The following is a 21,045-nucleotide window of genomic DNA, read 5'->3' on the forward strand; positions in this document are numbered from 1 at the left end:
GCTCAGTCCTGCAGGGTGGGAACGCGCGACGCGCTATGCGTGACGCAGCGTTCGATATCCGCGAAGTTGTCCAGGCCGTACCAGAACACCTTCCAGAGCGACTGCTTGAAGCAGCCGTCCGACTCCGCGTAATAGAAATGATTGATGACGTTGCCGTGGCGCGAACGCCAGAACAGTTTCGGATTCTCGTCGCGCATCACCTGCCACACCGCACGCCCGAGGCCTTCGCCCTGGGCGTCGTCCAGCACGGCGAACTTGTCGAGGTACGCGAAGCCTTCTTCCTGCGTGAGCACCATCGCGGCGCGATAGTTCTCCGACACGTACAACCGGTAGAGATCGGTACGGTCGAAGTAGTCCGGCACGGTCTTGCGGCCGAAGCTGGACTCGATCAGCTCACGCAGGCGCTCCTTGTCGACGCCTTCCCACGAATCGAACCGCAGCACGCGCTCGCCGCGACGAACGAGCGTGCCCGAACCCTTGTGGGTAAACAGCTCCTTGGCCAGTTCCGAAGGACGCGTGATCGAGACCGACGAAGTGAGCGGCAGGTCGTCCAGCAGATCCTTGATCTGCTCGATTTTTAGCCGCATGCCCGAATGCAGCCACGGCTGCTTGAGCAGCTGGTCGTACTCGGTCGACAGGTTGATCGAGTCGATGACCTTGCCGTCGCCATCGAGCAGACCGCCCGTGCCGGTGAGGAAGACGATCTTGTACGGCTGCAGCACGCGAACCAGTTCGTTCGCGGCGAAGTCGGCGTTGATGTTGAGGATCTGACCCGATTCGGTCTCGCCCAGGCTGGCGATGACCGGGATCGATCCCGCGCGCAGGCTGGCTTCGATCGGCGCGAGGTTGATTTCGCGCACGCGGCCAACAAGACCGAAGACTTCCTGATCGAGGAATTCGGCGGTGAACACGCCCGAGGGCACCGACGTGGCACGCGTATCGGCTTCCTGCAGGGCTTCGACCAGACGCAGGTTCTGTGCCTGGAACACCTTGCGGACGATCGCCAGGGCTTCGGGCGAGGTCACGCGCAGGCCGTTCACCGTCTTCTTCTCGATACCGGCGGCCGAGAGCTCTTCGTCCAGCTGCGGACCCGCGCCGTGCAGCACGATCGGCGTCAGGCCGACCTGCTGCAGGAAAGATAGCGACGAGGTCAGTGCCGGCAGGTCGTCGCGCAGCACGGCGCCACCGACCTTGACCACGGCGAAGCGCGCCGCGTCGAGCTGCGAAAAGCGCTTGAGGTATTGCTGAATTTCGCGCGCGCTGCCCATCGAGGACAGCAGGCGCACGATGGTCTTGCGGGTGTGCTTGTTAGATTCCACTGTCGACGATCCGATGGATGGTCCTGGCGTAATCCGCCAGTTGTTCGAGAAGGACCCACTCGTCGGCGCTGTGCGCCTGAGCGATGTCACCGGGGCCGTAGACGAAGGTGTTGTAGCCCGCCTTGGAGAACAGCGCCGCTTCGGTCCAGAAGTCCACGGCGTTGCCCACCGGGATACCGAGTTCATCGGCGAGGTCGCGCGCGGCAAGGCGACGCGTCTCCGCCGTGGCGGTGTCGCCCGCCGGCAGGGAATCGCCACGGAAGGTTTCGCCGTACTCGACCGGTGCCGGCTCGACCAGCGTGCGGAACGTCTCGAGCAGCTGATCCGCGTCCATCGACGGCAGCGGACGGAAGCCGAAACGGACATCCGCGGTGGGCGCGACCATGTTGGCCTTGATCCCGCCCTCGACCTTGCCGATGTTGAAACGCAGACCGGTCAGACCACCGAAACGCTCATGCGACAGGGCCTGCACGTGATCGAGCGCGGCCGCGCCCCAGCGAATCGCCTGGTGCAACGCGCTGTCCGACGGCTTCTGCTCGCCCGAGGCATGCCCTGCCCGGCCGAGGAAACGCATCTGCACCGAATGGATGCCGCGATGCGCCAGCACCGCCTCACCCCTGGTCGGCTCGGCGACGATGATCGCCTCGTAGTCGCGCGGCGTCTTGAGAAAACCGTCGATGCAACGCGCGTCGTTGGCCTCTTCGTCGGTCGACAGCAGCAACGCCATGTCGCCCTGCGTCGCGTTGGCGACGGCGATCAGCGCCGCCGCTGCACCCTTGATGTCGCAGGCGCCGAGGCCGATCGCACGGTCTTCCGTCACCCGCAGTTCGTGCGGGTTGGCGGTCCAGTGCGGGGAATCCGGCACGGTATCCATGTGTACGTTGAACAGGTACTTCGGCTTACCGCGCACGGCGTACAGATTGACGGCACCGGCGCCGAAATCCGTCACCTGCACGTCGAACCCGGGAAGGTTCGCGCGCAGGTAATCGAAAATACCGTCGGTACCGATGGTTCGTGGCGGATTGCGCGTGTCGAAACCGACCAGCGCACGCAGATGGGTCAGGGTGTCTTCGAGAAGCTTTTCCATGAGCCTGGATCAGTTCCCGTTGGCGCGGTCGACTTCCGCCCAGATCGTCGAGCTCATGCCGTAGAGCTTGATGAAGCCCTCGGCCTCGGCGACGCCCCAGTCGGCAGCCTGCGCGTACGTCGCCTTGGACGAGTGCAGCAGGTTCTTCGATTCGACCTTCACGGCGTAGATGGAACCGCCGCGGGTCTCGACGATGACCTTGCCGTCGACCTTGCGCTGCGTCGACACGAGGTAAGCCTCGAGGTCGGCCTTGATCGGATCGTTGAAAAAGCCTTCATACGCGACTTCCGTCCACTTGCGGCCGATTTCCGGCTTGAAGCGGTTCTGCTGCTTCGACAGCACGGTTTCTTCCAGCGCGCGGTGCGCGGTGAGCAGCGCGGTCAGTGCCGGCGCCTCGAACACGATGCGGCCCTTCAGGCCGATGTTGGTGTCGCCGGTGTACAGGCTGCGACCCACGCCGTACTTCGCCAGTTCGCGGTTGAGGAAGGCGAGAATCTCGGGACCGGTGGCGGCCTTACCGTTGAGCGAGGTGGCTACACCCTTCTCGAAGCCGAGTTCGATACGCAGCGGTTCGGACGGCCATTCGGCGCGCGGTGCGCACCAGCCGATCGCGCCTTCGCCCGGAATTTCCCAGGCGTCGATCTCGCCGCCGGAGATGGTCACGCCCAGCACGTTCTCGTTGATCGTGTAGTGCTTGGTCTTGGCGCGGACTTCGAAGCCCTTGTCTTCCAGGTACTTCTGCTCGTACGCGCGGACCTGGGTGTGCTCGCGCTGGATCTCGCGGATCGGCGCGACGATCGTGTAATCGCCAAGGGCGCGAACGGTCAGGTCGAAGCGCACCTGGTCGTTGCCCATGCCCGTGCAGCCGTGAGCGAACAGCTTGGTGCCGAGCTCGTCGCAACGCTCCAGCGAGGCCTTCACGATGAGGTAGCGATCGGACACCAGCAGCGGGTACTGGCCCTGATAGAACTCGCCGGCCCAGATCAGCGGGGTGACGAAGGTGTCCCAGATCGCCTGCGAGGCATCGACGGTGCGGTGCGAGGCGGCGCCCAGTTCGGTCGCGCGCTGCTCGATGTACTCACGCTCTTCCGCCGAAACGCCGCCGGTGTCGACGAACACGGTGTGCACGGCATAGCCGCGCTCCATCAGGTACGGGACGCAGAAGCTGGTGTCGAGGCCGCCGGAAAACGCGAGAACGATATCTTTGCTGGACATGCTGGCTCCAAAAATAAGGGAAAAGGGAAAGAGCGAATCAGAAACCGAGGCCGGACTTCGCGCCCGACGCGTGCGAGATGAGCGAAGCCATCACCGCCTTCTGCACGTGCAGGCGGTTTTCGGCTTCGTCGATGGCGATGCACGCCGGTGAGTCCATCACCGCGTCCGTCGCCTTGATGTTCCGGCGCAGCGGGAGGCAGTGACTGAACAGGCCGTTGTCGGTGAGCGCCATCTTGGCCTCGTCGACGATGAAGTGCTTGTTGGCGTCACGAATGGCCTTTTCTTCGTCCCAGCGACCGAAGTAAGGAATCGCACCCCAGCTCTTCGCGTAGATCACGTGCGCGCCGCTGTACGCCGATTCGATGTCATGGGACACCTGCAGCGAGCCGCCGTTCTCGGCCGCGTTCTGCTTTGCGAACTCCATGTAGCGCTCGTCGAGAATATATTCCGGCGTCGGGCACAGCAGCGTCACATCCATACCCATCCTGGTCGCGATCATCAGCGCCGAATTGGCCACCGCCGTGTTCAGCGGCTTCGGATGGTAGGTCCACGTCAGCACGTATTTCTTGTTCTGGAGATCCCCCAGATGCTCCTTCATGGCCAGCGCATGGGCCAGCTCCTGGCAGGGATGGGTGATCGTCTCCATGTTGATCACCGGCACGGAGGCGTAGCGCGCGAACGCCTTAAGGACGATGTCCTGACGATCCACCTGCCAGTCGACGAATTTGGGGAAGGCGCGCACGGCGATGATGTCCGCGTAGCGCGACAGCACCTGGGCAACCTCGGCGATGTGCTCTTCCGTATCGCCGTCCATCACCGTACCGACCTCGAACTCGATCGGCCACGCGTCCTTGCCCGGGGAGAGCACCACGGCGTGCCCGCCCAGATGGAACGCGCCCAGCTCGAAGCTGGTCCGGGTCCGCATGGAGGGGTTGAAGAACATCAGCGCGATCGACTTGCCAGCCAGCTGCTGACCCTGCGGCGAGCGCTTGAATTCGGCGGCCTGCTCGAGCAGGGCGTCGATCTCGGCGCGGCTGTAGTCCTGGGTATTGAGGAAGTGGCGAACGGTCATGGCGGTCCAGATCGGTCGGTGGCCCGGGGGCCGTGGGTGGAATATCAGGAATCGGAAACGAAAAAACCCGGCACGGGGCCGGGTTTTTTAGTCGATGCGAATGAAATGCGCGCGACAGCCTACCCGGCCGAATGTCCGATGTACGGTCGACGAGCACGCGACGTCATTCCAGCGGCCATGCGGGCGCTAGTGAAGACAACGGCGGTGTAGACGGTATGGGACACGGCAGGGTCGGCAAAGGCAGAACCCCGATCATGCCGGGATTTGGTGCGTTGCGCAACATGGCTTCGGGCTCGGCTTCGCCATCGCCGTGGGAGTGCTCGCACTGAGGCACGGGAGCGGTCGGCTGCCATTCTTGTCGCTAAGTCCTCCTACGGCCTTCGCCTTCGTGCGGAAGCGCTCCAAGAACGGCAGCCGACCACTCCCTTCCAACGCGACAGGGCAACTGGAAGACGGCAAAATCGCGGAACCTGCGCGCGCCGCGCTGATCGACATCGTGGGCAGCACCGCACGCACGGATCACGCCTCATGCTCGTGCTCGCCGCTTTCCCCACCCGCAACCTCTCGGTTCGGAGGGCGGGGGCGGGTGTCGTTCTCGGAGCGCTTCCGCACGTAGGCGAAGGCCGGAGGAGGACTTAGCGACGAGAATGGCACCCGCCCCCGCCCCCGCCCCCCGCCCGTGCCCCGACGCGCGCCCAAAAAAAGGCCGCGATCGCTCGCGGCCTTTCTCGACATCATGGCGAGGCGCTCAGTCCGCCGGCGCCACGTTGACGCGGACCCGCAGGCGCTCGCCCGGGTCGTAGTTCAGGCGCGAGACGTAGACCTCACCGCGGTAGCGGTATTCGACATCGTAACCGGCGATGCGGCGCTGCTCGGAGACCGAGCTGACATCGCGGCAGCGGGTTTCGGTGCTCTCGTAAGTGCGGTCGCCGTTGTGGGAGATGTTGTTGCCCACGGCGCCGCCGGCCACCGCGCCGACCACGGTGGCGGCCTTGCGGCCGTCGCCCTTGCCGACGGTGTTGCCCAGGACACCACCGACCACCGCGCCGAGGATGGTCCCGGCGGTGCTGTTACCGCTGGACTCACGACGGACGACTGGCTGGTCGTAGCACTCCTGACGCGGCGTCTCGACACGCGCGACGCCGTAGACGGGGTCCACGCGCAGCACGTCGGCCCAGCCGAAATGGGTGTTGTCATCCGGACCCACGGCACCCGGGGGTGGCGGCGGTGGCGCATAGCGGCCGTCCTGGGCGCTGGCGCCAGAGGCGAAAACGGCGAGGATGAGCGCAGGGATAAGCAGGCGAGACATGTAGGAAAACCTCCAGCCAGGCGCACGGGCGCGCCTACTGGTACGCATTTCATCAAGTTCACGCTGAATCCACGCTTAGAACCTCGCGCGGGCGAATTCACGCACGATGTCAACCGATTCGCGGCACGTGCGTGCGCCCGGGAAGGCGGCGGGCTTGTTACTATCTGCGACCGGCCGCCCGCCGCGCCCGTCCACGGATCCACGATGCCGATCTCGCTCTACAACACCTTGTCGCGCCGCACGGAGGCGTTCACCCCGATCGATCCGAACCGGGTGACGATGTACGTCTGTGGGCCGACCGTCTACAACTACATCCATATCGGCAATGCCCGGCCGCCGGTCGTGTTCGACGTGCTGGCGCGGCTGATCCGCCGCCACTACCCGAATCTCGTGTACGCGCGGAACATCACCGACGTCGACGACAAGATCAACGCCGCCGCGTCCGCCGCGGGCGTGCCGATCGGTCAGATCACCGAGCGATTCACTCAGGCCTATCGTGAGGACATGGCCCGGCTGGGCGTCGCGGCGCCGGACGTCGAACCCCACGCCACGGACCACATTCCACAGATCGTGGCGATGATCGAGCGCCTGATCGCCTCCGGCCACGCCTACGAGGCCGAGGGCCATGTCCTCTTCCATGTGGAGTCGTATGCCGAGTACGGCGCCCTTTCCGGTCGCGACCCGGAGGACCTGATCGCCGGCGCCCGCGTCGAGGTGGCTCCGTACAAGAAGAGCCCCGGTGACTTCGTGCTCTGGAAGCCCTCCGACGCCACCCTGCCCGGCTGGGACAGTTCCTGGGGCCGTGGCCGTCCGGGCTGGCACATCGAGTGCTCGGCCATGAGCGAAGCCCATCTGGGTGAGACCATCGACATCCATGCCGGCGGCGTCGACCTGACGTTCCCGCACCACGAAAACGAAATCGCCCAGAGCGTCTGCGCCCACGGCGGCAAGACCTTTGCGCGCTACTGGCTGCATAACGGCATGCTGACCTTCGACGGTCGCAAGATGTCGAAGTCGCTGGGCAACGTGCTTCAGCTGCACGAACTGCTGGGCAGACACCCCGGCGAAGCGCTGCGCCTGATGCTCCTGCGCGGGCATTACCGCCAGCCGCTGGACTGGTCGGAAAGCGCACTCACCCAGTCCGTGCGTACGCTGGACGGCTGGTACGGCGCCCTGCGCGACATGGCGGATGTCGATGCCGGCGCTGCGGTCGTGCCGGCGGCCGTCGAAGCGGCCCTGTGCGACGACCTCAACACCCCGCAGGCCCTGGCCGAGATCTCCCAGCTCGCCGACGCGGCACGCCGCGCCACGGGCGACGAGCGTGCCGCCGCCAAGGCGGCGCTGCTGGGCGGCGCCGGTCTGCTCGGCTTGCTGCAGGAAGACCCGGAAACCTGGTTCCGTCAGGGCAACCCGGGCGAATGCATCGACGAGGCCGCCATCGAGGCCTTGCTGGAAGAGCGCCGGGCGGCTCGTGCCGCGAAGGACTTCGCGCGCTCGGACGCCATCCGCGACCAGCTCAGGGAGCTGGGCATCGCCATTGAAGACGGCGCACAGGGCACGCGCTGGAGTGTGGTGAAAGCATGAGCGAGCCGATCGAATCCACCGCCCTCGAGGCCCAGGCAGCCATCGCCGAAGAGTTCGCCTTTTTCAGCGACTGGACGGAACGCTACCAGTACCTGATCGACCTCGGCCGCCAGCTGCCCGCCTTTCCCGATGAGCGCAAGACGGAAGAGAACCGGGTCCACGGCTGCCAGTCCATGGTCTGGCTGATTCCCTCGGGCGATGCCTCGAAGATGCATTTCGACGCCGCCAGCGATTCGGCGATCGTCTCGGGCCTCATCGCGCTGGTGCTGCGCGTGTACTCCGACCGGTCGGCCCGCGAGATCGTGGACACCGAGCCGAGCTTCATCCAGGACATCGGGCTGGCCAAGCATCTGTCGCCCACCCGGTCGAATGGTCTGGCGGCGATGCTGGTCAAACTGAAGGCCTACGCGGCCGCAACGCTGGCGTGACCTGTACGCGTCCGCGCGACGCTGACGTGACTTGCACGCGGCCGCGCGGCGCTGACGTCACCTGTAGGAGCGCGCCCTGCGCGCGATGCCTTTCGCGCGCAGGGCGCGCTCCTACGACAGCAGGCAAGAAAAAACCCTCGCGATCGCTCGCGAGGGTTTTTTTATACCGCGATGAAACAGGCGATCAGTCGCCCATCTGCTTCTGCAGGTGCTCGCGGCGCTCCTGTGCATCGAGCGTCAGCGTGGCGATCGGGCGGGCGTCGAGACGCTCCACGCCGATTTCCTCGTCGGTCTCTTCGCAGAAACCGTAGCGGCCTTCCTCGATCCGGCGCAGGGCCTTGTCGATCTTGGAGATCAGCTTGCGGTAGCGATCGCGGGTGCGCAGCTCGAGCGAGTTCTCGGTCTCGCGCGTGGCGCGCTCCGCTTCGTCACCCACGTCGCGGACTTCCTCACGGAGGTTGTCCATGGTCTGGCGGGATTCTTCGACCAGCTGGTCGCGCCAGTCCTTCAGCTTGTTGCGGAAATAGGCCAGGTGACGAGGACTCATGTACTCCTCGTCGGGACCCGGCTTGTAACCCTTCGGCAGGTCGATGACAGTCGAAGCCGGCAGCGCATAGCGGCCGTCTTCGCGCGTGATGCCGTTGTCGGCGGTGTGGGAAGTGGTGCTGTTCATGCTGGAGTGCGTGGAATTCTCGTTACTGGATGAGGTAGCGCTACCCACCGCGGAGGCACTCCGCGGCGGTGTAGCGGCAACGGCCGATGCCGTCCTGCCCTGGGCGGGCGTCGGTGCATCGTGGGCCGGGGCGGATGACTTCGCCGCCGGCGTTGGAGCGGGAGCCGGCGCGGCCTTGGCCGGCGTCGGCTTGGTCTTGGCCGCTGCCGCCTTACTTACGGCGGGAGCGGTGGATTTCGTCGCGGCGGGAGCCGCATGGGAAGCCGCTGGTTTTGTCGCCGTTTTAACGGGCGCCTTGGCCGCCGGCTTGGCGTTCTTGACGGGCGCGGCCTTGGCGGGTGTCTTCGCCACGGCCTTTTTCGCGGGCGCGGCGGATTTCACCGGCGCGGCCTTGACCGCTGCCTTCTTCGCCGGCGCCTTCGCCGCCTTTACCCCGGCCACAACCGTTTTGGCCGTCTTCACGTCGCCCGCGCCGCCCTTCTTGGCGGCGCCCTTGGCGGCTGCGGAACTGCTAGCGTTTTTCGCCATAATCCTTCACCTCGGTGGCCGTGGCGGCGGGGTGTTATAGCCCAGAAGCGTTACCCCAGCAACCTCTCTTCTGGGATACTGTCTTCTGGCTTACGCCGGTCGACACCGGACTCATAGTGACCCGCCTCCTCTTAATCCTGATTTCCTTCTACAAACGGTGGCTCAGTCCCCTCCTCGGGGCCCGATGCCGCTTCCATCCATCCTGTTCCGATTATGCCCGCGTCGCCATAGCCCGTTTCGGGCCGGCACGTGGCACGGTTCTGGGAACCTGGCGCATCCTGCGCTGCCAGCCGCTGTGTGAAGGCGGCCACGACCCCGTCCCCGACCAATTCGTCCTGCGCCGATGTGGCGCCCAAGGAGCTGATACCCATGACTGATGCCTGGCTCATCAAGAACGCCGAACTGATCAACGAAGGCCGCCGGTTCACCGCCGACTTACGTGTCCGTGACGGAAAAATCGCGACGATTGCGCAGCATCTGGCAACGGAACGTGACGAACAGGTTATCGACGCCACGGGCCTCTGGCTGCTGCCCGGAATGATCGACGATCAGGTGCACTTCCGTGAGCCGGGTCTCACGCAGAAGGCGGACCTGGCGCACGAGTCGCGCGCCTGCGCGGCAGGCGGCATCACCAGCTTCATGGAAATGCCCAACACCAAGCCGCCCGCACTGGACCGCGATTCGCTGGAATACAAGTACGAGCTCGCCGCCAAGTCCTCCGTCGTCAACTACGCCTTCTACATGGGCGCCAGCAACGACAACCTCGATGCGATCCGCGCGCTCGATCCGAAGGCCGCCCCCGGCGTGAAGGTCTTCATGGGTGCGTCGACCGGCAACATGCTGGTGGACAACCCGGAGACCCTCGACGGCATCTTCCGCGACACCCCGGTACCGATCATCACGCACTGCGAAGACACGCCGATGATCGACGAGAACCTCGCCAGGGCGCACGAAAAGTACGGCGACGACATCCCGATGTGGGAGCACCCGCATATCCGCTCGCGTGAGGCCTGCATCAAGTCCACCCGTCTGGCGATTTCGCTGGCGAAAAAGCACAACACCCGCCTGCACGTGCTGCATATCTCCACGGCCGACGAACTGGCGCTGTTCGAGCCGGGCCCGATCGAGGGCAAGCGCATCACGGCGGAAACCTGCGTGCACTTCCTGCACTTCGGCGGCAAGGCCGACTATGACGCGAAGGGTTCTTTCATCAAGTGCAACCCCGCGATCAAGGACGAGGCCGATCGCGACGCGATTACCAAAGCTCTCGCCGAAGGCAGACTCGACGTCCTGGCCACCGACCACGCGCCGCATCTGCTGGAAGAAAAGGCACAGAAGTACGACAAGGCGCCGTCGGGCCTGCCGCTCGTGCAGTTCGCGCTGCAGGCCGCTCTCGAGCGCGTGCATGAAGGCAAGCTCACGCTCGAGCGTGTGGTCGAGGCGGTTTGTCACGCACCGGCCAAGCTGTTCGACGTCGAGAACCGCGGCTACCTGCGCGAGGGCTACGCGGCCGATCTGGTCCTGGTCGACCCGAAGAAAAAGCACACCGTGACACGCGAGGAAGTTCTCTCGAAGTGCGGCTGGTCGCCGTTCGAGGGTGAGACGTTCTCGAGCAGCATCGTGTCGACCTTCGTCAATGGACACCGTGTTTTCGACGGCAAGACCGTCGACGGCGATGTCCGTGGCCAGCGCCTGACGTTCGACCGACCGGCGAGTGGTGCGGCCAAGGCATGAGGAAAATCGCAAGCGCTGCACTCGCTCTGTGGATGACCGCGGCCGCCGCGGCCGCGGTCCCCGACCTGCCCTCGACGGTGTCGCAGGGCGGGCTGGTCATCGGCCACGCGCCCCGGGGCTCTCACGTCACCGTCGCCGGCAAGCCCGTGCATGTCGGCGACGACGGCATCTTCGTCTTCGGTGCCGGACGGGATGAGAAAGGTCCCATCGTCGTCACTGTCGGCACGGAGAAACGGGTGGTCGAGGTCACCCCTCGCGACTGGCCGATCGAGCGCGTCGAGGGTGTGCCGCCGAAGACGGTGAACCCGCCGCCGGACATCGCGGCGCGCATCGAACGCGAGCAGGCCGGGGTGGTCGCGGCACGTAACCGTGACGATACGCGCGAGGACTTCGCCCACGGCTTCATCTGGCCGGTGACGGGTCGTATCAGCGGGCGCTTCGGCAATCAGCGCATCTATAACGGTGACCCGAAGGCGCCACACTCGGGCATGGACATCGCCGTACCTGAAGGCACGCCGGTGAAAGCACCCGCGGACGGCATCATCACGTTCGCCAGCCCGGATCTCTATCTCACCGGCGGCACCGTGCTGCTCGACCACGGCTTCGGCCTGTCGTCGAACTTCCTGCACCTGTCACGGATCGACGTGCGGGTCGGTGAGCATGTGCGTCAGGGGCAGATCATCGGTGCGGCCGGGAAGACCGGACGCGCGACGGGACCCCATGTGCACTGGGGCTTCAACTGGTTCGGAACGCGGCTGGATCCGTTGCTGCTGCCTGGGATTCACTGACAGGTCGCCTGTAGCCGCGTCCATTGCAGGAGCGAGCCCTGCTCGCGACCGACGTTCGCGCGGGTCTGCGCGGGCGGGGCAAAGAGCTTCGCGAGCAGGGCTCGCTCCTACAACGCAAGGCGCTAGCGCGCCTTGCTGGCAAACGCCACGGCGTCGTGCGGGTGCAGGCTCTCGTGATGGGCCACGCGGACGTGGAAGTCGGCGACATTGCGGTCGGCCTCCAGCGTCTTCTGGATACGACGGGCGGCGTCTTCGCAGAACATCAGGTTCTGGCCATTGGCCAGTGCGAACGCCTGCTCGTCCGCACGCTTGACCGCCGTCTGGACGGGAGTCCCGAGCGCGGCCTCCACGTTGTCGATCAGCGTGATCAGCGGGAAGACGCCGTCGCCGGCGGGACGCACGCGGATCGTGGCCGTGCTGCGCTGGGCATGCGGGGTCGCCACGATGCCCTTCTCCGTGCCCAGCCAGGCGAGGATCGTTTCCCGGTCCAGCGGCTGACCGGCCGCGAACGTGCTGGCGAAATTGTCCTGGATAAGCTGGCGTGACAGCGCGGCGGAGGCGGGACAGGTCGACGAGTAGACCACGTCGGTGACGATCTCGAGGCGGAAGGTCTCTCCCGTGAGCGTCGCATCGATCGTGATCGGATAGGAGCGCCAGCCGCTGTTGTCGCTGCGCAACGCATGGCGACGGACGAGGTGGTCGAAGCCGATCGTGATCCGCGCGTGGTCCGACAGCCCCTCATGCGAACTCAGGAAGTCGTTCAGCAGACGCCTGATGCCGTCGATCGTCAGCGGTCCGGCCGATAGCGCCTCGGAGACCAGCAGGTAGAGGCGTGACATGTGGATGCCGCGCGCCTCCGCTTTGGTGAGATTGACGAAGGCACCGACGCGGGCGCCGGTGGACCGCACGTCGCCGTCGCCGGCATCGAACGCGACCGGCATTTCCATGCCGTCCATACCCACCCAGTCGAGCGTACCGAGGGCGAGCGCGTGTTCCTGAGAGGCGACGTCAGGCAGCAGGCGAGTGGGGGAATCGTGGATGTACATCGGAGAATATCCTAGGGGGCCAGTCGTATCCGGCCTACCGTGCCGAGATGGGGGCCCGACTCACGGGCTCAATGGTGGGTGCCGGGAAACGGTGCGTTCAGCCCAACCGACCCGCGCGACGGGCCGCGCGCCAGGCCCGCAGAGCCGTCGCCGGTCCCGTGCGCGACTGCCGACGGTGCAGTTCGGCGAACGGTTCGGCGGCTTTGGCCGCGCCTCGGGCCGTCGCCAGGGCCGTACGGCCCTCGAGTCCGCGGAAGGTGCTCAGCGGCTGATTCAGGGCCAGCGCGGCCTTCAGACCGGCGGCGAGTTCGGTCAGCTGGGCGCGGATGGCGTCGCGCCGGGCCGGTGTATCGTCTTTCAGCTGACCTCGCGACAGGCTGTGCCGCGCCAGGCGCGACATCGGCAACGGCAGGCGCTCGCGCTCCGCATCGAGTTCCAGGCGCGAGAGCGCGAAGACCAGGTGCGACAGCGTGGCCACCCGTGACGCCGCGTCGGCAGATGCATCAGGGCCGAACCACCACGCGGTTTCGAGCGTCGCCAGCGCGCCATGCAGACCGCTGGCCGCCGATACCTGGGCACTGAAGTCCGACGAGGTGCCCTGCTCGAGCTGGGCCATCGCGGCCAGCACGGGAGCGATCCAGACCGACGCGGGAATACGACGCGCACGCTCGCTCGCAAACAGTTGCTTGGTCAGCGGATGCCGGCCGCCACTGGCGGGCGCGCCGGAGAGTTCTTCGGCCCACCACTGCAGCTTGGCCGCAGCCACCTGCGGCTCCCGGATGCCATAAGCGGACGCGATCAGTTCCTGTTCGAAGGCGGCAAGCGCCACGTGCTCATCGCGCACGCGCTCGTCGACGAAACCGAGCGCGATGCGCTGCTGCGGCTGCACCGCCAGCCACTTGTCGATATAGCTCTGGGTCGCGCCGTCGCTCACGCCACCGCCTCCCCGACGCCCAGCAGCGCGGCCAGTTCGCCCGGGTGATCGATGACCGCGTCCGCACCCCAGCTGTCGGGATCGCCACCATCGAGGTAGCCCCAGCGCACCGCCACGGTGAACGAGCCGGCCGCCTTGCCGGCAAGGATGTCGCGACGATCGTCGCCGACGAACACCGAACGGGCGGGATCGCAGCCGGCGATCGCATACGCGTGCAATACGGGCGCCGGGTCGGGCTTCTTCACCGGCAGCGTATCGCCGGAGACCACCGCGGCGGGCTTCCAGTGCGGTACCGCCTGAGGCAGCAGCGCATCCGTCAGGAACCCGGGCTTGTTGGTCACGACGCCCCAGCGGATACCGGCCGCGTCGATACCGGCGAGCAGCGGTTCGACGCCGTCGAACGGAATCGTGTGGCGGGCCATGTTCGCTTCGTAGATCGCGAGGTAACGCGGCACGAGCCGCATGATCGCGTCGGCGTCGAGCTCCGGAAAAGCCACCGCGATGATCGCGCGCGATCCACGCGACACCACCGGGCGGACGTCGTCGTAAGACGGTGGCGTAACGCCCTGCTCCGCACACAGATCGACGGCGGCGGCGTACAGATCGCGCGCGCTGTCGAGCAAGGTGCCATCCAGATCGAAGAACACACCTTCCGGCTTGAACGGCAGTCCGCTCACGCGACCTTCCTCGCCGCCAGCACGTAGTTCACCGACGTATTGGACGACAGGCTCGCGTTGCGCGTGAGCGGGTTGTAAGCGAGGCCACGCAGGTCTTCGAGCTCGAGGTCGAAGCGGCGCAGCATGCCCGCGACTTCCGACGGCTTGAGGAACTGCGCGTAGTGATGCGTACCGCGCGGCAGCAGACGCATGAGGTATTCCGCGCCGACGATCGCCGCGCCGAATGCGGCCGGCGTGCGATTGAGCGTCGACAGAAAGAGCTGGCCGCCCGGCTTGAGCATGCCGGCGAGGTCCCGGATCAGCACCAGCGGATCGGGCACGTGCTCGATCATCTCCATGCAGCAGACCACGTCGAACGAGGCAGGTTCGGCCGCGGCCAGGGCATCGGACGACTGCACGCGATAATCGACCTGAAGGCTGGACTCGAAGAGGTGCAGCTTCGCAATCTCGATCAGCTTCGCGCCGAGATCGATCGCGGTGACATGGGCTCCCGCGCGCGCCAGCGCTTCGCTGAGCAATCCGCCACCGCAGCCCACGTCGGCGACCTTCGCGCGGCGCAGGTTCGCACGGCCACCGACATACGCGGCACGCACCGGGTTGAGGTCGTGCAGCGGGCGCGATTCACCGTCGGGATCCCACCAGCGCGCAGCGAGCTTTTCGAAGCGGGCGATCTCTTCCGGACTGACGTTGGCGGTGGTTTCGGTTTGCATGATTCAAGGCTCCGGAAAACGGCGGAAACGCCATTCGTGGACGGTGAGCGTGGAAGAACCCGTGATGTGCAACGGGTCGGCGTGCGCGATGCGCGTCGCCTCGTCGAGGCTGGCGGCACGCAGCAGGTAGGCTCCGCCGGACCCGTCGGTGAACGGGCCGGTCATGTCGAGTTCGCCGCGCTCGATCAGTCCGGCGAGAAACGTCTGGTGCGCCTGCCCCGCCTCCGCCTGAAAGGTCGGGTTGCGCATCGCCATTACGAGGTAGAGGTGGGTCGCCTCACTCATCGGGCTGATCCCCGGCGGCGATACGCTGGCGCCAGAAACGCGCTTTTTCGCGGATCGCGGCGGTATCGATGCCGACGAGCTCGCCGGCGACGAGCTTGCGCTGGCCGTCGATCCACACGTCGCTCACCTGATGACGGCCGGTGGCGTACACGAGCTGCGAGGCCACGTGGTAAAGCGGCTGCGTCTCGAGGGCATCCAGGCGAACCGCGGTCAGGTCGGCGCGCTTGCCCGGCTCGATGGAGCCGACGCGGTCGCCGAGGCCGATGGCCTTTGCGCCGTTGAGCGTCGCGGCGCGAAGCGCGAAGGCGGCGTCGAACGCCGCGGCGTCCTGCGCGACGGCCTTGGCCAGCATCGCCGCCGTGCGCATCTCGCCGAACATGTCGAGATCGTTGTTGGACGCGCAGCCATCGGTGCCGATGCAGACGTTGACGCCCGCGGTGCGCAGCTTCTCCGCCGGGCAGAAGCCGGATGCCAGCTTGAGGTTGGACTCCGGACAATGCACGACCGACACGCCCGCCGCGGCACACGCCGCGATCTCACCATCGGTCAGCTGGGTCATATGCACGGCGACCAGCCGCTCGTTGACGATGCCGAGCTTACGCAGACGTTCGAACGGACGCATGCCGTCCTTCGCGACGGCCTCCTCCACTTCCTGCGCGGTCTCGTGCGTATGCAGATGCACCGGGATATCGAGCTGGTCGGACAGCACGCGGATGCGCTCGAAATTCTCGTCCGACACCGTATACGGCGCGTGCGGCACGAAGGCCGTGGTCAGCAGCGGCTCGCCTTGCAGGGAATCGTGGACCTCGACCGCGCGACTGAAGTATTCATCGGAGGTCTTCGCCCAGGGCGTCGGGAAATCGATGACCGGCAGGCCGATGACGGCGCGAAAGCCCATCTTGCGATAGGTCGCGGCGATCACGTCGGGGAAGAAATAGTTTTCGTTGGCGCAGGTGGTGCCGCCGCGGATCATTTCGGCCACGGCCAGTTCCACGCCGTCACGGATGAAGTCGTGTCCCATGACGCGCGCTTCGGCCGGCCAGATGTGCTCCTGCAGCCACGTCATCAGCGGCAGGTCGTCGGCCAGACCGCGCAGCAGAGTCATGGGGTTGTGCGTGTGGGCGTTGATCAGGCCGGGGATCAGCGCGTGTTCTTCGAGGATGACGCGCTCTTCGGGCGCGTACGCCGCGCGGGCCTCGTCGGCAGGCAGGATCGCGACGATCTCGCCGCCGTGCACAGCGACGGCATGGTCGTCGAGGACCACGCCATGCGGCTCGATGGGAACGACCCAGCGGGCTTCGATAAGAAGGTCGATCGGTGTGGGGCTGGAAGTCATTTCTGCCTCAGGGATGCGGGGTACCAGGACTCTCGGAACATATCGGGCGCAAACCCCATAAACAAATCGGCACGGCGCCTGGAAGGCAGCCGTGCCGATTCGACCAACAGACGCCGTGCCTTACTTGACGCGGCTGTCGTACTCGCCGGTGCGGGTATCGACCTTGATGATTTCGTCCTGATTGACGAACAGCGGCACGCGGACCACGGCACCGGTCTCGAGCGTGGCCGGCTTGCCGCCGCCGCCCGAGGTATCGCCACGGACGCCCGGATCGGTCTCGGTGATCTTCAGCTCGACGAACTTCGGCGCCTGCACGGCGATGATATTGCCGTTGAAGAGGGTGATGACGCACTCTTCGTCGCCCTTGAGCCACTTCCACGCGTCGCCCATCGCCGCCAGGCTGGCGCGGTGCTGGTCGTAGGTCTCGCTCTGCATGAAGATCCATTCGCGATCGTTGCCGGTACCCTCGACGTACGAGAAGCTGGCATCCGTATCGACGGCATCGGCCTCTTCATACGAGTCGCTCGACTTGAGCGTCTGCTCGGTCGTGCGACCGTCCTTGAGGTTGCGGATACGGATACGGGTAAACGCCTGGCCCTTACCCGGCTTGATGAAGTCCGCTTCGGTGATGATCCAGGGATCGCCGTTGTGGATGATCTTCTTGCCCGTTTTGACGTCGTTGAGGCCCAGCATGCCCATCTGTATCTGCTCCAGAGTTATATCCGCCCCGCTGGGCGGCTAAAATAGGGTCTGTCACGGGCCAAAGCGCCCGATCCAAGGTCCACAATGATAACCGCAAGCCCCACTTCCCGCCTATCGTCGCCTTCCCCGGGCTGGCGCGAGCTGTGGCGGGACGCCATCACGGACGCCGGCGAGCTCCTGCGGGCCGTCGGCCTGGACGCACGCACCGACCTCCTGCCCCCCGATGACGCCGGGTTTCCCCTGCGTGTGCCCCGCGGTTTCGCGGCCCGGATGCATCAGGGGGACGCCAGCGACCCACTCCTGCTCCAGGTGCTCCCGCGCCGCGCCGAGCACGACATGGCCGAGGGCTTTACCGTGGACGCCGTGGGCGACATGGCCTCCCGGACGGGCCACGGGGTGCTGCACAAGTACGATGGACGGGCCCTGCTGATCGCCAGCGGCAGCTGCGCGGTCAATTGCCGGTACTGCTTTCGCCGGCACTTCCCGTACGGAGAAGAAATCGCCGCCGCCGCCCAGTGGCGGGAGGCCCTCACGCATGTGAAGGCCGACACGTCGATCCGGGAGCTGATCCTGTCCGGCGGCGATCCCCTGTCACTGGCCACGCACAAGCTCGCCGAACTCACCCGGGGCCTGGCGGAAATGCCTCACGTCATCCGCCTGCGCATCCACACGCGCCTGCCGGTCGTGTTGCCGGAGCGGGTGGACGACGAGTTCACGACCTGGCTGTCCAGCCTGCCGCTGCAGAAGGTCGTGGTCCTGCACGCCAACCACGCCAACGAGTTCGACGCCTCGGTCGATGCCGCCTGCGCACGCCTTCGCGATGCTGGCGCCACCCTGCTCAACCAGTCGGTCCTGCTTCGCGGCATCAATGACGATGCGGATATTCTCACCGACCTGTGTGAGCGGTCCTTCGCCGCCGGGGTGCTGCCCTATTACCTGCACCAGCTGGACAAGGTGGCGGGGGCCGCCCATTTCGAGGTCGACGATGAGACGGCTCTGCGCCTCGTCGACGCCCTGCGTGCAAGGCTCCCCGGGTACCTCGTCCCAAAACTCGTGCGTGAATTGCAGGGCGACCCTTCGAAGCGCCCCATTGCCGATTTCGCGCGCTAGTATGTCCCCTACCCGGTACGAGAGTGACCGGGCCGCGACAAGGGGGGAGCGGGCCGGTTCACGGGTTCGTCGGGTGGAACAGCGGTAAGCGGAACGGCATGAAACACGACAACGTCATCAGGATCCTCTTCATCGAAGACTCGGTGGAAGACGCCGAGCTTTTGATCAACGTACTGCGCAATGGCGGCATCGCCGTGCGCCCCGCCCGGGCGGTCGACGCGGCGGGCATCCAGGCCTCGCTCGACGAGCTCGTGCCCGACCTGGTGCTTCTGAATCCGAACGTGCCCGGCATCGATGCCGGTGCCGTCATGCGCCAGCTCGATGCCAGCGGCCGCGACCTCGCGCTCATCGCCATCGTCGATGGCCTGCAGGACGATGCGGTCGCCGATCTCTTCGCCAACGGCTGCCGCGGCGTGGCGTTGCGCAAGCGCCCGGACCAGATCCTTGCGATCGTCCTGCGCGAGTTCGAGTCGCTCTCAACGCGGCGCCAGGTGCGTCGCCTCGAGACGTCGCTGCGCGAGACCGAGCGACGCTGCGACTCCCTGCTCGATTCGTCGCGCGATGCCATCGCCTACGTGCACGAAGGCATGCACGTGCGTGTGAATCAGGCCTACCTCGATGCCTTCGGCTTTGCCGACTTCGACGATATCCTGGGCCTGCCCATCCTCGACCTGATCGCCGGTACGCACGCGGACGACTTCAAGACGACGCTGCGCGGCCTTTCCAGGGGCGACAAGTCGCCCCCGCCGATCGAACTGCTGGCGCGCCGCGATGACGGCAGCACCTTCACCGCGATGGTGGAATTCGCCCACGCCACCTTCGAAAGCGAAGCCTGCCTGCAGATCGTCTTCCGTCAGCAGATCGTCGACGCCGCACTGGTCGCCCAGCTGCAACGCGACCCGGTCACCGGCCTGTTCAATCGCGCGCGCACCCTGGAGCACGTGGATGAAGCCGTGGCTGCCGCGGCCGCCGGCCGCGAGGGCCAGGCCGTCCTGCTCATCGAGCCGGACAACTGGAAGGACATCGTCACCAGCGCCGGTATCGGCAACGCGGATTCCCTGCTGGCGGCCATCGCCACGCGCATCGCGGAATCCATCGACGACGAGGATGTCGCCGGCGTCCTTGGCGACCATACGCTCGGCCTGATCCTCGGGCCGCGCGGCGATCTGGAGCACGCGGCTCTCACCGAGCGCCTGCGCACCGCGATCTCCGAGCACATCTTCGATGCGGGCTCCCGCTCGCTGACCGTTACGATCACCATCGGCGGCACCCTGCTGGCCGAGAAGAACGCCAACAGCGACACCGTGCTCGACCAGGCCAGCGCAGCGCTTCGCAACGCCCAGAACCAGGGCGGGAACCGGGTCGAACTGCACGACCCGAGCGCACGCGAGAAGGCCGACGCCGAGCGCGAGCAGTACTGGCTCGACCTCGTCCGCGACGCACTGGCGAAAGACGGCCTGCGCCTCTATCACCAGCAGATCATCAGCCTGCAGGATGCCGCCGGCGAGTTCTACGAGATCCTGGTCCGCATGCGCGGGCCCAAGGGCGATGTCCTGCCGTCGTATTTCTTCCCGGTGGCGGAGCGCAACGGACTGCTGCCCGCGATCGACCGCTGGGTCCTCGGGCACGCGATCGACGCGCTGGTGCATCGCGAGAACGACGGTCTGACGACCACGTATTTCGTAAAGATGACCCAGCAGTCGCTGGAAGACCGCGATCTGCTGCCCTGGCTCTGTCGACGTCTGGATACGGCCAGGCTGCGTCGCAGCACGCTGGTCATCGAGATGCCGGAATCCAAGGTGCTCACCAGCCTGCGCCCGACCCAGGAATTCGTCTCGACGTGGCGCAAGGCGGGCGGCAAGTTCGGCATCGAACAGTTCGGCTCCGGCCTCAACTCGTTCCAGATGCTCAATCACATCGAAGCCGACTTCCTCAAGATCGACCGCAGCTTCATGACGGATCTCCCGCAGCATCCGGAAAATCAGAAGAAGATCGCGGAGATCTGCAAGGAAGGCCACACTTCGGGCAAGCAGACCATCGCCGAATGGGTCGAGGATGCGGTGAGCACATCGCTGCTGTTCGCCTGCGGCGTGGACTTCGTGCAGGGCAACTTCCTGCAGGAGCCCGCCAAGGTGCTGGCCGAGGAATACATGCCGGTCTGACAACGAAAAAGCCCGCGATCGCTGAACTGCACCCCAGAAGTTGGACACCCGTCCAATCTCTGGGGTGTTTTTTTATGGCGAAGTACGACGCTGCTTTCAAGATAAAAGTCGCGCAAGAGGCGGCTCAGGGGACCACGTCGGCCGGAGAGGTAGCCATGCGGCACGGCCTCGACTATTCGATGGTCCGCCGCTGGCGGGATGCCTACCTACTGCATGGGCGTGCCGGTTTGTCGCGGAAGCACACGTATTACGACGTGTCCTTCAAAATGGAAGTTCTTCAGCGAATTAAGGCTGAGGGTTTGTCGCTCAGGCAAGCCACGGCGTTGTTCAACGTCCGCAATGCCGG

The 21,045-nt window shown here is 65.9% G+C and carries 20 protein-coding genes and 1 pseudogene; 8 read left to right on the forward strand and 13 right to left on the reverse strand.

Annotation, left to right across the window (positions count from 1 at the left end; genetic code table 11):
* Positions 1-2 precede the first annotated feature (2 nt).
* From B5X73_RS19105 to B5X73_RS19125, 5 genes are all read right to left on the reverse strand, one after another.
* Positions 3-1,319, reverse strand: a complete 1,317-nt coding sequence (locus B5X73_RS19105; protein WP_079522914.1) for an acetylglutamate kinase — start codon at positions 1,317-1,319, stop codon at positions 3-5.
* Positions 1,309-2,406: an acetylornithine deacetylase gene (locus B5X73_RS19110; RefSeq protein WP_079522915.1), complete on the reverse strand. Its 1,098-nt coding sequence runs from the start codon at positions 2,404-2,406 to the stop codon at positions 1,309-1,311. The genes B5X73_RS19105 and B5X73_RS19110 overlap by 11 nt, the downstream gene beginning before the upstream one ends.
* A 9-nt stretch (positions 2,407-2,415) precedes the next feature.
* Positions 2,416-3,621: an argininosuccinate synthase gene (locus tag B5X73_RS19115; protein ID WP_036111768.1), complete on the reverse strand. Its 1,206-nt coding sequence runs from the start codon at positions 3,619-3,621 to the stop codon at positions 2,416-2,418.
* A gap of 37 nt (positions 3,622-3,658) precedes the next feature.
* Positions 3,659-4,693 carry an N-acetylornithine carbamoyltransferase gene (locus B5X73_RS19120; RefSeq protein ID WP_079522916.1) on the reverse strand — a complete coding sequence of 345 codons (1,035 nt, stop codon included), beginning with the start codon at positions 4,691-4,693 and terminating at the stop codon, positions 3,659-3,661.
* A 748-nt stretch (positions 4,694-5,441) separates the two neighbouring features.
* Complete coding sequence (locus B5X73_RS19125) at positions 5,442-6,002, reverse strand: glycine zipper 2TM domain-containing protein (RefSeq protein WP_036111763.1); 561 nt, start codon at positions 6,000-6,002, stop codon at positions 5,442-5,444.
* Between the two features lie 204 nt (positions 6,003-6,206).
* On the opposite strand from B5X73_RS19125, the gene cysS reads away from it, so the two are divergent.
* Both cysS and B5X73_RS19135 read left to right on the forward strand, forming a co-directional pair.
* Positions 6,207-7,586, forward strand: coding sequence for a cysteine--tRNA ligase (gene cysS, locus B5X73_RS19130; protein WP_079522917.1), 1,380 nt, complete (start codon positions 6,207-6,209; stop codon positions 7,584-7,586).
* Positions 7,583-8,014, forward strand: a complete 432-nt coding sequence (locus B5X73_RS19135) for a SufE family protein (protein WP_036111755.1) — start codon at positions 7,583-7,585, stop codon at positions 8,012-8,014. Before cysS ends, B5X73_RS19135 begins: the two co-directional genes overlap by 4 nt.
* Before the next feature lie 184 nt (positions 8,015-8,198).
* Here B5X73_RS19135 and dksA read toward each other — a convergent pair whose 3' ends face one another.
* Positions 8,199-9,215 (reverse strand): RNA polymerase-binding protein DksA, encoded by a 1,017-nt coding sequence (dksA, locus tag B5X73_RS21425; protein WP_254857340.1) that lies wholly within the window; start codon positions 9,213-9,215, stop codon positions 8,199-8,201.
* A gap of 113 nt (positions 9,216-9,328) precedes the next feature.
* On the opposite strand from dksA, the gene yidD reads away from it, so the two are divergent.
* From yidD to B5X73_RS19160, 3 genes and pseudogenes are all read left to right on the forward strand, one after another.
* Entirely contained in the window at positions 9,329-9,592 is a 264-nt protein-coding gene (yidD, locus tag B5X73_RS19150) for a membrane protein insertion efficiency factor YidD (RefSeq protein WP_239709171.1), read from the forward strand.
* Positions 9,585-10,949 (forward strand): dihydroorotase, encoded by a 1,365-nt coding sequence (locus B5X73_RS19155; RefSeq protein WP_079522920.1) that lies wholly within the window; start codon positions 9,585-9,587, stop codon positions 10,947-10,949. Before yidD ends, B5X73_RS19155 begins: the two co-directional genes overlap by 8 nt.
* 38 nt (positions 10,950-10,987) lie before the next feature.
* Positions 10,988-11,737 (forward strand): annotated as a pseudogene (locus B5X73_RS19160) (M23 family metallopeptidase); the annotation flags it as partial.
* Between the two features lie 122 nt (positions 11,738-11,859).
* Here B5X73_RS19160 and folE2 read toward each other — a convergent pair.
* The 7 genes from folE2 to efp form a co-directional block, all read right to left on the reverse strand.
* Complete coding sequence (gene folE2, locus B5X73_RS19165) at positions 11,860-12,783, reverse strand: GTP cyclohydrolase FolE2 (protein ID WP_079522921.1); 924 nt, start codon at positions 12,781-12,783, stop codon at positions 11,860-11,862.
* 97 nt (positions 12,784-12,880) lie between these two features.
* On the reverse strand, positions 12,881-13,717 hold the full coding sequence (locus tag B5X73_RS19170; RefSeq protein ID WP_079522922.1) for a squalene/phytoene synthase family protein: 837 nt from the start codon (positions 13,715-13,717) through the stop codon (positions 12,881-12,883).
* The gene (locus B5X73_RS19175) at positions 13,714-14,394 is read right to left on the reverse strand and encodes an HAD family hydrolase (protein ID WP_079522923.1); all 681 of its coding nucleotides are present in this window, start codon (positions 14,392-14,394) and stop codon (positions 13,714-13,716) included. The genes B5X73_RS19170 and B5X73_RS19175 overlap by 4 nt, the downstream gene beginning before the upstream one ends.
* Complete coding sequence (gene ubiG / locus B5X73_RS19180) at positions 14,391-15,104, reverse strand: bifunctional 2-polyprenyl-6-hydroxyphenol methylase/3-demethylubiquinol 3-O-methyltransferase UbiG (protein ID WP_079522924.1); 714 nt, start codon at positions 15,102-15,104, stop codon at positions 14,391-14,393. The genes B5X73_RS19175 and ubiG overlap by 4 nt, the downstream gene beginning before the upstream one ends.
* 3 nt (positions 15,105-15,107) lie before the next feature.
* Positions 15,108-15,389: a YciI family protein gene (locus tag B5X73_RS19185; protein WP_079522925.1), complete on the reverse strand. Its 282-nt coding sequence runs from the start codon at positions 15,387-15,389 to the stop codon at positions 15,108-15,110.
* Complete coding sequence (locus tag B5X73_RS19190; protein ID WP_036111728.1) at positions 15,382-16,725, reverse strand: TRZ/ATZ family hydrolase; 1,344 nt, start codon at positions 16,723-16,725, stop codon at positions 15,382-15,384. The genes B5X73_RS19185 and B5X73_RS19190 overlap by 8 nt, the downstream gene beginning before the upstream one ends.
* A 120-nt stretch (positions 16,726-16,845) precedes the next feature.
* Positions 16,846-17,424: an elongation factor P gene (gene efp, locus B5X73_RS19195; RefSeq protein ID WP_036111726.1), complete on the reverse strand. Its 579-nt coding sequence runs from the start codon at positions 17,422-17,424 to the stop codon at positions 16,846-16,848.
* Between the two features lie 87 nt (positions 17,425-17,511).
* Here efp and epmB point away from each other — a divergent pair, with 87 nt between their 5' ends.
* From epmB to B5X73_RS21105, 3 genes are all read left to right on the forward strand, one after another.
* Complete coding sequence (gene epmB / locus B5X73_RS19200) at positions 17,512-18,537, forward strand: EF-P beta-lysylation protein EpmB (protein ID WP_079522926.1); 1,026 nt, start codon at positions 17,512-17,514, stop codon at positions 18,535-18,537.
* 98 nt (positions 18,538-18,635) lie between these two features.
* Complete coding sequence (locus tag B5X73_RS19205; protein ID WP_043694971.1) at positions 18,636-20,699, forward strand: EAL domain-containing response regulator; 2,064 nt, start codon at positions 18,636-18,638, stop codon at positions 20,697-20,699.
* A gap of 74 nt (positions 20,700-20,773) precedes the next feature.
* Positions 20,774-21,045, forward strand: a 272-nt coding sequence (locus B5X73_RS21105) for a helix-turn-helix domain-containing protein (RefSeq protein WP_139382735.1), incomplete at its 3' end; no start/stop codon positions are given.

Origin of the sequence: Luteibacter sp. 22Crub2.1 (assembly GCF_900167995.1) — a bacterium.
Classification (GTDB): Bacteria; Pseudomonadota; Gammaproteobacteria; order Xanthomonadales; family Rhodanobacteraceae; genus Luteibacter; species Luteibacter mycovicinus.